This is a genomic window from Acidilutibacter cellobiosedens (genome assembly GCF_004103715.1).
Lineage (GTDB): Bacteria > Bacillota > Clostridia > Tissierellales > Acidilutibacteraceae > Acidilutibacter > Acidilutibacter cellobiosedens.
This window is the reverse complement of record NZ_CP035282.1, coordinates 190,865-204,391: the sequence shown is the minus strand read 5'-3', so window position 1 is coordinate 204,391 and position 13,527 is coordinate 190,865. Positions and strand designations below refer to the sequence as shown.

The 13,527-nt window shown below is 30.8% G+C and carries 11 protein-coding genes; 4 read left to right on the top strand and 7 right to left on the bottom strand.

The genetic code is table 11. From position 1 onward, the window contains the following. Positions 1–165: 165 nt before the first annotated feature. The 7 genes from EQM13_RS01075 to EQM13_RS01045 form a co-directional block, all read right to left on the bottom strand. Positions 166–1,035 (bottom strand): hypothetical protein, encoded by an 870-nt coding sequence (locus tag EQM13_RS01075; protein ID WP_128751673.1) that lies wholly within the window; start codon positions 1,033–1,035, stop codon positions 166–168. After that, positions 1,036–1,983 carry an ATP-grasp domain-containing protein gene (locus EQM13_RS01070; protein WP_128751672.1) on the bottom strand — a complete coding sequence of 316 codons (948 nt, stop codon included), beginning with the start codon at positions 1,981–1,983 and terminating at the stop codon, positions 1,036–1,038. Continuing rightward, the gene (locus tag EQM13_RS01065; protein ID WP_128751671.1) at positions 1,976–2,182 is read right to left on the bottom strand and encodes a hypothetical protein; all 207 of its coding nucleotides are present in this window, start codon (positions 2,180–2,182) and stop codon (positions 1,976–1,978) included. Before EQM13_RS01065 ends, EQM13_RS01070 begins: the two co-directional genes overlap by 8 nt. A gap of 764 nt (positions 2,183–2,946) precedes the next feature. After that, positions 2,947–3,546, bottom strand: a complete 600-nt coding sequence (gene recR / locus EQM13_RS01060; protein ID WP_128751670.1) for a recombination mediator RecR — start codon at positions 3,544–3,546, stop codon at positions 2,947–2,949. A gap of 14 nt (positions 3,547–3,560) precedes the next feature. Continuing rightward, positions 3,561–3,896 (bottom strand): YbaB/EbfC family nucleoid-associated protein, encoded by a 336-nt coding sequence (locus EQM13_RS01055; RefSeq protein ID WP_071139904.1) that lies wholly within the window; start codon positions 3,894–3,896, stop codon positions 3,561–3,563. Next, positions 3,896–5,545: a DNA polymerase III subunit gamma/tau gene (gene dnaX / locus EQM13_RS01050; protein WP_114219420.1), complete on the bottom strand. Its 1,650-nt coding sequence runs from the start codon at positions 5,543–5,545 to the stop codon at positions 3,896–3,898. The genes EQM13_RS01055 and dnaX overlap by 1 nt, the downstream gene beginning before the upstream one ends. Positions 5,546–6,315: 770 nt before the next feature. Continuing rightward, a complete protein-coding gene (locus EQM13_RS01045; RefSeq protein ID WP_161567136.1) occupies positions 6,316–7,944 on the bottom strand; it encodes an ABC transporter ATP-binding protein in 1,629 nt (542 codons plus the stop codon). A gap of 168 nt (positions 7,945–8,112) precedes the next feature. Between EQM13_RS01045 and istA (EQM13_RS01040) the strand changes: the two genes are divergently transcribed. From istA (EQM13_RS01040) to istB (EQM13_RS01025), 4 genes are all read left to right on the top strand, one after another. Continuing rightward, positions 8,113–9,630: an IS21 family transposase gene (gene istA / locus EQM13_RS01040; protein ID WP_406565237.1), complete on the top strand. Its 1,518-nt coding sequence runs from the start codon at positions 8,113–8,115 to the stop codon at positions 9,628–9,630. Then, positions 9,624–10,349, top strand: coding sequence for an IS21-like element helper ATPase IstB (gene istB / locus EQM13_RS01035; RefSeq protein ID WP_128751668.1), 726 nt, complete (start codon positions 9,624–9,626; stop codon positions 10,347–10,349). The genes istA (EQM13_RS01040) and istB (EQM13_RS01035) overlap by 7 nt, the downstream gene beginning before the upstream one ends. A gap of 408 nt (positions 10,350–10,757) precedes the next feature. Next, positions 10,758–12,341, top strand: a complete 1,584-nt coding sequence (gene istA, locus EQM13_RS01030; RefSeq protein ID WP_128751667.1) for an IS21 family transposase — start codon at positions 10,758–10,760, stop codon at positions 12,339–12,341. Between the two features lies 1 nt (position 12,342). Then, positions 12,343–13,107, top strand: coding sequence for an IS21-like element helper ATPase IstB (istB, locus tag EQM13_RS01025; RefSeq protein WP_114217624.1), 765 nt, complete (start codon positions 12,343–12,345; stop codon positions 13,105–13,107). Positions 13,108–13,527 lie beyond the last annotated feature (420 nt).

Genomic DNA, 13,527 nt, shown 5'->3' with positions numbered 1-13,527 from the left:
TTTTCCTTAAAGTAGAGTACAGCTATTAGCTGTCTCCTTTTACATAACTTAAGATAGCTTTTTGCACCAAAGCTAATAGGTTTTTAGCAATTAGAAATATTCTGTGCCTTACTCCTTATATTATTAGTTTTATATATTTAATAATTCTTCACTAGCATTTCGATGTTAAGTTTTGTTTTGAATGCATATTTGATCCTGCACGTTTAATATTATTATTCGATCCTTAACCTTTACAAATTTTATATATAATTTATGCTTTTCATCTGCAATTTTTATTTCATAAGCATCTTCAAATTTCTTTATATAATCAACTGATCTATTAATAGTATCAGCTACTTTCTCTTTTAAGATATGCTCATCAATTTCATTACAATAATCCATGAAATTTTCCGAATAGATTATTTTATATCCTATATATACGCTACTTTTATCTTCCCCATTATTTATACCGTTAATTGGTAATACTGATAAAAAAAAGATAACAGTTAAACAAACTAATGCATTTTTTATGCATTCATAACTTGTATAAATATAATTATTTCTTATTGTGTTTCTTTTTACATTCAGTTCAGTACTTTCTGCATATACTTTCTTCAGTTCTTCTTCCTCTAAAATTAAATCTTCTGGGAATATTACATGTATAGCATTTTCTTTAATAAGTACTGATATTGACAAAATACCTGCAGTTACCATATAACCTATCGATAAAATTGGAAAAATAACCATAATAATATTTAGCCAATCGATTCCAATATTTTTATTAACCTTTGCAATTAAATCTGATAGTCCTAATATTAATGATATTGATATGGTAAGACTAACTACATTCATTTTTGCTTTGTCTTCAAGTTTGTTTTTAATTTTAAATGTATCATTATAAAAATTTTTCAACTGTTCAATTGATAAATCTTTATATCTTTTCATGTATTCGAGTTCTACTTCTTTATTTTCTATACAATGTATTTTGCCTTTTATTTTCTTATTAATTTGCATATTTTCAACAAAAGGAAATGCTTTTTTTATTAAATCATTCATTTATTTACCCTCAATAAGCATATTTACAATGTCTACGTCTATCCTTTGATTAGCAGTTTCAACTAACCATGCCCACTCGCCAGTAGGATTTATCTCAATAAAATAATATTTTGAATTATGATATGCCAAATCAATTGCGCCAAATGATAAATTGAGTTTTTTAACAAGTTCTATTGATTTTTTTACAACATCTTCGGGCAATTCATAAGGAATAAATTCAACATCATCTTTACATCTTCTCCAATCACCATCAATACCTTCATTTTCTTTAATAATTTTAACTGCTTTAACCTCGTTGCCAATAATTGTGACTCTCAAATCTATTTTAGGATAAATATATTCTTGAAGGATAATCGGGGCTTCCTTTAAACTTCCTTTTTTAAGCTCAATACCTTTAATAACATTTGAATAAACAAACATTTCTTTATCACTTTTTCTAAATAACGCTGTATCTAAAGATTTTACAATATGATTATCACTGTCTGCTATTTTTATCTGTTCATCATTTGTTATTACTGTCTTCGGTATATCAAAACCGACTTCACTGGCATATTTCAGCTGTAGAATTTTATTTTCTGCCTTATAAGTTGAAACGGGATTATTCATCCATAAAACATTTTCAAAATAAATTAAATTCCTGATAAATGAACTCCACTGACTTCTATATAACTGTTCTTCTAAACTTATTGAACCTTTATAACTATCTCTTAAGAAAACAGGAGCCCTAAAGTATACTGATTTTAAAGTAGCTTCTCTAATATTAAATTTTTGGTTTTCTATCCATATATTCATAATACCATTAGATAAATTAATGGTTATACGATAGTCTCTAAACTTGTCCCTATTTAGTCGAAGATAACTTTGACTCCTACGTTGTAATTCATAACATACATAATCAGTTGTAAAATCCAATGAGTTAGATATTATTAGATGCTCAACATCATTCACCTTTTTGATCCTCTCCAGTCTCTCTATCAGCCTTTTTTGTTCTCGGCTTAATAAAATTTTTGTCTAAAATTACAGGTTTATTATTATTTTCATAAGTCCAGTATCCTTTTACATTATCATATTTACACCCCTGCATAGTAGGTTCTTTATGAGGTAATGGATATTCATATGCTTTTTCAATTAACAAATGCTTTAACAAAAATATCATCCTTTCCCTATAATTTATAAAGTTATAAAGGTATTTATACCCAGTAATATTATGTTCTACATTTTTAATTAAAAACCTTTTTAATTAAACGAATAATTCCACTTTGCATTTTTATTATAAGAAAATCCGATTACCTCCCTGAACTGTTAATTTGTAGAGACATTTTTAAATCTTGTTTCATAAATATAGCTAATAAAGACGACTTTACTAAATTGCATAAGATAAGTCGTTATTACAACCCTTATAACAAGACTTTATTTTCATTATGACAAAACTTTACGCATTTTTGCTCAAAAATAATTTTTTTCTTGATCCTTTTTTCCTTAAAAACTTAATCCTAACTATGTGCAATCAAAATAAAGTTCTGTCAAAAAGCAAATATAGTTCTGTCACGCACAACCCGCTAACCATTGGTATCTCTACCTTTGTATTTTTCTTCCTTTTTACCTCTTTTTTACTTCCTATTATTTTTTGCCCTCAAATGCCCCTTAATGCTCTCTGAAAAAGTAAATAAAGTTCTGTTGTAAAGGCAGGATCAAGGTATATGAAAAAAGGGAAAAGGACTATTCTTATCATAATCTCTTTTCCCTCTTAAGTCTTTACTATCAATATTTTTAGCCTGTTGTGATTGTCTCTAAATCCTTCTTAAAAATATCCTTATTCCTTGATTCTTGAGCCTTGCTCCCTAATAAACATGACAAAACTTTATTTTCCGTCACAAGACTTTATTTTGGTTATACATATAAAAGATTATTTTATATTTCTCTTCTTCCTTCCATAGCCTTAGATAAAGTTATCTCATCAAGGTAGTCCAAGTCTCCCCCCACAGGTATTCCGTGGGCAATTCTTGTTGTTTTTATTTCAAAGGGTTTTAACAGTTTTGCTATATACATTGCTGTTGCTTCCCCTTCTACTGTGGGATTTGTGGCAAGGATCACTTCCCTTATTTGCCCATCCTTAACTCTTTCTAAAAGTTCCCTGATCTTTATATCATCAGGGCCTATATTTTCAATAGGTGATATGGCTCCGTGAAGAACATGATACAGTCCATGATATTCTCTTGTCCTTTCCATTGCAACTACATCTTTTGGACCTTCTACTACGCATATAGTAGAGGTATCCCTTTTTTTATCTGTGCAAATATAACAAGGATCATCATCAGTCAAATTACAGCATATGCTGCAATATTTTACCTTCTCTTTTGCATTAATAATTGAATTTGCTAATTTTTCCGCATCTTTAGTATCTGATTCCAATACATAAAAGGCTAATCTTTGAGCAGTTTTCCTCCCTATTCCGGGAAGTTTGGAAAACTCTTCTATTAAATTTGCTATAGGCAAAGCATAATAGTCCATTTTATCACCCTTTTCTAAAATAACCCGGGAATATTCATTCCTCCTGTTATCTTCTTCATTTCCTCCTGTACATAATTTTCTGCATTCCTCAGAGCTTCGTTTACTGCTGCCAATATTAAATCCTGAAGCATCTCCAAATCATCCGGATCGACTACATCTTTATCTATAGTAATAGAAATTAATTCTTTTTTCCCGTTAGCTTTAGCTACTACCGCTCCTCCTCCTGCACTTGCCTCCACTTCTTTTTCTTCAAGCTGGCTTTGAAGTTCTGTCATCTGCTTTTGCATCTTTTGAACTTGCTTCATCATATTTCCCATATTTCCCCCTCCAGGGAATCCGCCTTTAGCCATTATTCTTCCTCCTTATTCTTTTTTTCAACTTCAATTAAATCCTTTCCAAAAAAATCAATTATGGGTTTAAGAATGTCTTCCTTTTCTTCTTTATTTATTTCTAATAAATTTTCCCCTTCCATTACAAATCGGACTTTTATCTCTTTATTAAAATACTCGGATAAAATCTTTTCAACAAAATTCTTGTTGTCATCCTTGCTTATGGCTTCTCTGTGTATACCATAGCCTTGTTTATATTCTATGGATAAAATACCATTTTCATATGATATGGGAGAACCTTCTATTAGTAAAGCATGAATAACTATTTTTTTCTCTTTTATGAATTTGAGAACATTGTCCCATCGTTCCTTTATAATATCTATATTGAGCTCATTTCCGTCATCTCTTTGACTCTTTTCTGTCTTATCAACTTTATCTGCTGGTTTATCTTGAGCATTAATTTTTATTTTTTCTGTTTTGTAAGGCTTTTCTTTTTTTTCTTCCTTTGGTTTATGGTTAACCGGTATACTTCCATTAGCTATTATATCCTCTAGGTCCTTTACTCTTTCATAAATATCTTTTTCTCCTTCCATCTTTATAAGTCTTATAACAGCCATCTCAAGTATAATTCTCGGTTGAGTCGACCATTTGGCTTTATTTTCACTATCATTGAAAATATTTAAAGCTTCAAGTATAAAAGACAAGGATATATCCTGGGCTTGTTTTTTATACATTTCGATTATTTCCGGCTCCATTTCAATGATAGTCGAAGGGTGAACGGAAGTCTTGATAATCATGAGGTTTCTAAAATGATATATTAAATCCTTTATAAACTGATTTATGTCCTTTCCGTCCTGGATTATTTCATTTATCAAATTCAATGCTTTGTCCAATTCTTTATATTTTATATTATCTACTAATTGAAATATTAAATCATAATTCGTTATCCCCAGTATTTCTAAAGCATCTTCCATGGAAATATGCCCTTCTTCAAAAGAAATACATTGCTCCAAAAGGCTTAAAGCGTCCCTCATTGCGCCGTCACAATTCCTTGCTATAAGATGTAGCACGCTTTCATCTACTGACACATTCATATCAGAACATATTTTCTTCATATTACTTACTATATCATTTACAGTAATTCTTTTAAAATCAAATCTTTGGCATCTGGACAAAATAGTCTGAGGTAACTTTTCCACTTCTGTCGTTGCTAAAATGAATATCAAATGTTCCGGAGGTTCCTCCAATGTTTTCAAAAGCGCATTAAAAGCTCCCTTAGAGAGCATATGAACTTCATCTATTATATATACTTTATATTTACAATTTGAAGGAGGATACTTTACTTTTTCTCTCAGTTCTCTTACATCTTCTACGCTGTTGTTGCTTGCTGCATCCATTTCAATTACATCCATTATAGTCTCATCCATTATCCCTTTGCATATCTCACATTCGTTGCAGGGGTTCCCGTCAACAAGATTTAAACAGTTAACAGCTCTTGCAAATATCTTAGCCGTAGAAGTTTTCCCTGTCCCTCGGGTTCCGGAAAAAAGATAAGCATGCCCAATGCTTCCGTGTAAAATCTGATTTTTAAGAACTGTGGTTATATGTTCCTGTCCCCACACTTGGTCAAAAGTTTGAGGACGATATTTCCTATATAAAGCCTTATACATGTTATTCACCTACATTATCATAATATATATATTATATCAGAACTTCATTATAAATACACCTCAAAATTGAAAGCCATGATTAAAGACAGTAAAACTTTTCGTTTAGAGTTATTTTACAACATTATTTAAATACATAAAAATATGATGCATTAAAAAAAAGTCTGAATAAATGGCAAGGTTAAAATAAAATGTTATTGTATCGATCAGAAGGTAAATAGTTTCCTTATAGCTAAGATGTAGACTGTAAATAGGAGAAAATACTATTATATGAGTCGATAGGAAAGCAATTTTTCTATTGCCAAAATTTGATATTAATAGTCACTCTATTATAACTGTAGAGCAAAATATACAATTAAATAAAGATATGGATGTTTATTGTAAAATAAGATTCCCCATTTTTGCAAACAGGATAGTGAAAAATATACCAGCAATTTATAACAGCCTAATTACATTTATTAAACATGTCAAAGATTTGTTATTACTCGCCCTGCGGGCGTTGTCCTTAATATATTTAATAAATGCAATTTAAAAAAGATTACTTTACTTGGTAATATTATGAATTTTATAGTTTTTTCTAATAATGGTTTAAATATGCATTTTAAAAATTTAATACTTCTAAATTCTAATTAAAATTATTATAATAAATTCGGTTTTCAACTAACTATAAGAAGAACCAATTTTATTTTACAATAAATACATATTGATTTATTCAATAAGATTACGAATTTTTCAATGACATTTGATGACAAAATTAGGAATGAGAGCTTAAATTATAAAACAGCCTCTTTGTAATTTTGGTCTATATGTATTTTTTGTTTTGATAAGTCAATATTAATATCTACTTCTAAGTCAAGCTGCGTTTCATGAGAAATTACAATTATTATCTTTCCTGCTTTGTTTTGTCTCATATATTTATAAAATATATTTTTAGTTTTTTCATCAATAAATGTAGAAAATTCATCAAATATTATTATTTGCGGATTATTAACTATAGCTCTTAATAATGATATCTTTTGACACTCACCCCCAGAAATATTAGAACCATTGTTAATAACCATTGATTCTAGATTCAAATTATTATTAGAGTTTATTAATTCAAATTTTTTGCATAAATCTAATATAATTTTTTCATCTATATTTCTTCCCACTTTTATATTATTTACTATAGTATCGTTAAACAAATAAGTTCTTTGTGGGACAATTGCAATAAGTTTTTTTAATGAATGCTTATCGATATCATTTATGTTTATACCGTCATACTCTATTTCCCCTTTATCTGGGATCAATATACCACATAATAAATCAACTAAAGTTGATTTTCCTGTTCCATTTTCTCCTGTAATTTTTACTACAGTATTCAAATGTACATTAAGATTTATATTTTTAAATAAATAGTTTTTATCATAGCCAAAAGAAACATTATTTAATTTTATTCCATCGTTTAAACATTTGATTTTTTTGAGTTCTCTTTTATCTTCATTAGTGTTACTAACAGTATCATAATATCTATTGAATGCAACAATCGATGCTTGAAAATCTATATTTATATTCGTTAATATTTGTATTGGATTTAAGAAATTATTTATATATGTAAATAATGCAATCATTGTTCCAACAGTTATTTCTTGTTTAATAGCTTGATTTCCTCCATATGATAGAATTATAAGTGAAGGTAAAAAATATAATAACGATAAATATAAGTTATATTTATTAGTCAATGATATAGATGAAAATTTCCCTAATATGTCTTTATGTAAGGCTCTTGAAAACTTTTTAGCTGCATATTTATAAAAATGCATATATTTAATAATCTTAAGATTATCTAAATTTTCTTTTATTGTATTATTAACAGTAGCTTTATTTTTTATAATTAAAGTATTAATACTTTTTAACTTTGGATTAAAACGTTTAGTAATAACCCATATAAAAAAAGCGTCAATCACCAAAGTTATAGCTATTAATTTGTTTAAAGAATATACTATTATAAAAGTTGCAGTAATATTTAGGACTTGTATTAGTATATTTACACTTGTCCCAGCAAGAAAATTTACAATAATAGGAACTTCATTTAAAATTTGTGAAATTAATTCACCTTTTCCTTTTTCCTCTAAATCAATGGTATTTTTATTCATTAATGCATTATATAAATTCATCCGTAAATCATACACTAATTTTTCACCAATATATGTAAATATATAAATTTGATAAATTTCTAAAGCTTGTCTCAATAAATATACTACACCATAAATAAATATAAATCGGAATAGTAGTTTAAAATTTTGCATAGAAATTGCTTCATCAAATATTTTCTTCATTATATAAGGATTTAAGAGTGTTAAAAATGTCATGCAACATATTACTATAAACCCAATTATCTCTTTTTTTACATAAGGTTTCATTACCATATAATGTTTGCTGTAAAATAAAATTACCCAATATTGCAAAGTAGAATTCCCCACTTTTGCAGAGGTAATTTCCCCAATATTGCAAATGCCATTGCAGACATCTGACCAATATATTATCCTTGTAATTGATTAGATTGCAAGGAGGAAATGGAGATGCTAACAATGGCACAAATATATGATATCAGAAAACTTTACTTTGAGGAAGGGAAAAATATATCTCAAATATCCCGTGAAACCGGTTATGACAGAAAAACAATAAGGGAGTATATTAATAAAAATGATTGGAACAAGCCTGTTCCTGCAGTTAAAACAAATATGGAATTTTCTAAACTTGATCCTTACAAGTCAATTATTACCCAATGGCTGGAGAATGATAAGAAAGCAAAAAAGAAACAACGTCATACAGCCACCAGGGTCTATAACAGACTGAAAGAAGAAATCGAAGGTTTTGACTGTTCTTACCGGACAGTAGCGGCTTTTGTAACATTAAAGAAAAAGGAAATTTTTCATACCGAAAAAGAAGGATATTTGCCGTTGGAGCACCCTGCGGGTGAAGCACAGGTTGATTTCGGGGATGCACAGTTTTATGAAAATGGCGTACTTCATGACGGAAAATATCTGAATGTATCTTTCCCATACAGTAATCAGGGATATCTTCAGTTATTCTATGGAGAAAATATTGAATGTTTGTTGGAAGGATTGAAAGCAATATTCGAATATATAGGAGGTGTTCCAACCCGGTTATGGTTTGACAATACGAAGACGATTGTAACCAAAATACTGAAAGAAGGAAGCCGTAACCTGACTGAAAAATTCATGAGATTTCGGGAACATTACGGTTTTGATACTGTATTCTGTAATCCTGAGGCAGGGCATGAAAAGGGGAATGTTGAATCAAAAGTAGGATACCACAGGAGAAATATGTTAGTCCCCATTCCGAGATTTCAGGAATTAAGGAAATATAACGAGGAATTACTTGTCAAATGTAATGAAGACGGAAACAGGGAGCATTACAGGAAAGCAGATTTTATCAGTAAATTGTTTGAAGAAGATAAAAAGAATTTTTTACCGCTGCCTGCAACAGAGTTTGATACAGCAGGATATCATATAGTACATACAAACGGATATGGGCGATTTTATTTAAACAATGGATTACATGAATATTCCGTTTCACCAAAATACGCAAATACCCGTGTTGTAATCAAAATTACATCTTTATATGTGATACCTATGGATGAAAATCAAAACGAAATTGTTCGGCACAAAAGATTATACGGAGATCATAAACAGCAAAGCATGAAGTGGCTTCCCTATCTGAGGCAGCTTGCCAAACGTCCTGGGGCACTAAAATATAGTGGTATCTATAACATTATGCCGGAAGATATGAAGAAATACCTGGATAAATGTAAAAGAAGCGAGAGAGGGAAGATACTATCCGTAATAGCTTCATTAACAGAGAAAAATGGTTTTGAGAATGCAGCACAAACAGTAACCCAAGTACTATGTTATGATGCAGTGGATGTAGACAGCCTGATAAGCATGCACAGGCATTTATGCAGTGAGATAAGGGAATTACCTCCGATGAAAACAGAAAGCAGAATACCCCGACTGAAACCTACGAAAACAGATTTATCAAAGTATGATAAGGCATTGAAAAAATGGGGTAAAAGGACATGTTAGATAAAGAAATCAGAGAATGCTGTAAACGTCTCAGATTAAGTCAAAACCTGGCAGAACAGGCACAGACAACGGAAGGGGAAAATCATCAGGAATTTTTACTTAAACTACTGCAGGAAGAAATAGAACACAGAAAAACAGCAAGAATAGATAAACTAATAAGCAAGGCAGGATTCTATAGTATAAAAACATTTAACGGATTCAAGTTTGATGAAATAAGCCTGCCTCCAGGTGTTACACCGGAGTATTTAAAGGAGTTAAAGTTTTGTGAAAGCAAAACAAATATCATAATGTACGGAAATGTAGGTACAGGGAAAACTCACTTATCCATAGCATTAGGAGTAGAAGCTTGTAAAAAAGGGATGGAAACCCGTTTTTACCGTACGGCAGCATTAGTTAACAGACTGTCGGAAGCAAAGAAAGAAGGAACCTTAAGCAGTTTTATGAAAAAGATTATGAAAGCGGAACTGATTATATGTGATGAATGGGGATATGTACCCCTTGATGTAACAGGAGCCCGGCTGTTGTTTGAACTTATATCCGAATGCTATGAACAAAGAACACTGATTATAAACACTAATATTGAATTTTCAAGATGGATAAATGTTTTTTATGATAAAGATATGACAGCCGCAATACTGGATAGAGTTTTACACCACTGTCACCTGCTGCTTTTCCCCGGGGAGAGCAACAGGATGAGAGAATCAAGTATTTCGGCTTAGTAACCGCAGAATAAAAAGTTGAAAGATGGCTGCAATGATCAAAAATTCCCCACCTATGGGGTGAGGAAAAAAATTTGCAAAAGTGAGGAATTTCCTCTTGCAAAAAACATGCAAGGAACCAACATATATTTTATTAGAGAAAATAGCCTTGCAATCTATTGTCTCATTTTATTTCTTTGTTAATAATAAAGTTTGTATTTTTTATAAATATCAAACAAATTAAATCTTTCAAACAGGCCTATCCTGAACTGCCTAAAAACGATGGCATTGATATCATTTTTCGGTTGTATTTTAAGAAGTGTTTATGCTAATCTAAAAATAGGTCAGCTGGCTCATTGAAAATTAGGTCACTTTCTTAAGAAAATATGGTATCCTTTCAGTATAAACTGGGAGGAGGAAGAGAAGGAAGTGATAAAATTGAATCAAAAACAAAAAATCATACTTAAACATATTGACGGTATGAGCAATCGAAGCATTGCCAGTGAGCTTCACATGAGCAAGGATACTGTAAATAAATATGTAAATGAGTATGAAAATCAAAAGCAAGAACTTTTAGCAAAAAATCCTGAAACAGATACAAAAGAATTAATTCAAGCAATTGTTGAAAAACCAAAATACAATTCTGAAAACAGAGGGCCAAACAAGGTAACATCTGAGATGATTGAAGTAATTGAAGAATGCTTAAAGGTTAATGAATGGAAGCGTGCTAACGGTATGTCAAAGCAGCAAATGAGAAAAATTGATATTCATGAATACTTGTTAAAGAAAAATTTTAATATTAGTTATTCATCAGTTAAAAGATTAGTTAAAACAATCGAGGATAGGCATCGTGAAGCTTTCATAAGACAAGAATATGTTCTTGGAGATGTATGTGAATTTGACTGGGGTACGGCAAAATTAGATATAGGGGGAGAAGGATATAAAGCTTATCAAATGGCAGTTTTTACTCCTGCTAAAAGCGGAATCAGATATTCAATGCTTTTTAAATCTCAAGATACTCCAGCATTTCAACAATCACATGCAGAATTTTTCTCATTTTGCAAAGGTAATTTTAGAACAATGGTCTATGATAATATGAGGGTTGCAGTTAAGAAATTTGTTGGATTGTTCGAAAAAGAGCCAACAAAAGCATTGACAGAATTATCAATATACTATGGATTCAACTTTAGGTTCACGAATATTGCAAAAGGCAATGAAAAGGGCCACGTTGAGAGAAGTGTAGAATATGTTAGAAGAAAAGTATTCAGTGAGCCGGGTAATGACAAATTCGACACTCTTGCAGAAGCAAACAAGTTTCTTTTTGAAGAATGTATGAAGCTTAATAATAAAGAAACATCTAACGGATTGGTGCCGATGGAAATCTTTAAAGAAGAGCAAAAACACTTGTTTCCTAACTTACCTAAGTTTGAAAGCAGTATTTATTCAGAAAACCGTGTTGACAAATATTCGACCGTAACGGTAAGTCAAAATCATTATTCTGTGCCGGATACATTAGTTGGTAAAATGGTAAAAGTGAAGATGTTTACAGATAAGATAATTATCTACTACGATAACAGCATTGTAGCTAAACATGACCGCAGTTTTAAACTGCATGACTGGAAAATTGAGATTCATCATTATCTTAGAACTCTACATAAAAAACCAGGTGCCCTCAAAGGAAGCACAGCACTGCTCCAAACGGACACCCAGATCAAATATATCTATGAACAGTATTATACCAAAGATGCCAAGACATTTCTACAAGTTTTAGAAATTATTTATGAAAAAGGAATCCATGCTGTGACAGAAGCTTTAAGGGAACTTGAAAAACTGTCACCAATGGATATGAGTGCTGATAAGGTTAAGGTGATTTGTGAAAGTAGAAAGGAAAAAGAAATTTGCGTTACTGTTCCATTAAATGATCATCTAACTGAAAAATCAAGGAGCACATTATCGATTTATGATAAACTTGCAGCACTCCAATCAAGAAAGCTTAACAAGGAGGCTGTATAGTATGAAGGTTAAATTAAATGAAGAGATTAAAGAATACTGTAATATATTGAAACTTAAAGGAATTAAAACTCACTATGAAGAAGTAATATCTGAAGCGGCTGATTATGAGGATTTTCTTCATAAGCTTTTAACTTATGAGATGGAAGAAAAGGATAAGCGTTCCATTGAATGTCGTATTCGAAATGCACATTTGCCTTACAGGCAATATATTGAAGATATTGAAATTGACTGTCTCCCAGTAGATATGCAGAAAAGACTTCCTGAGTTAGCAACACTTGATTTTATCGAAAAAGGCAAAAATATCATAATGACCGGTAACCCGGGAACCGGAAAAACTATGGTTAGTATTGCTTTAGCATTAAAGGCTTGCATGGCAGGTTATAAGGTTCTGTTCACGACAATTCCACTACTGGTTACTACATTGAAGGAAAGCAATAGCGCTAAGACCTTGAGATATTTTGAGAATAGATTTGAAAAATATGACCTTGTAGTGGCAGATGAACTTGGGTACACCTCGTTTGACCGGGAAGGGACAGATCTGCTGTTTAATAATCTTTCTTTAAGGGCAGCAAGGAAATCAACAATAATTACTTCTAACCTTTCATTTGAGCGTTGGATTGAGGTTTTCGGTGATCCGACAGTTACAAGTGCGATGATAGATAGACTTACTTACAAGGCAATTCTTGTCGACATGGAGGGTGATTCTTATCGGCTAAGAGAAACATTAAGAGAAAATGGTGCATCTATTAAATCTTTAACAGCTTAAAGTATTTGTGCCTTTGTACACAAATTTTAGAGGCACATTTATTTACAAGAAAGTGACCTAAAATTAAATGGTCTTTTGACCTAATTTTCGGTTGACAAATACAAGAAGTAAACCTTGATAATAAACACCTTACACTTCGAATCTTATAATAGAAAACAAAATTTCAGACTGCATAAAATTTGAATCGTGAAAAAATAAGATTTCTAGATACTTTGTTTTACAAATTTTCAGATCTGGATTCCTAAAAGATGTTTTCCTGATACTTTTGGTACTATCTATAACAATAATATCTAAATTTTTTTCAGTTGACAATATTAATAACACTACTTTAGAAAAACTTGTTAATTTTACTGTTATAATAGAGTAAAAACAAACTCACTACTCAAAAAAATAGCTATCACTCTCAAGACTGCTACAATA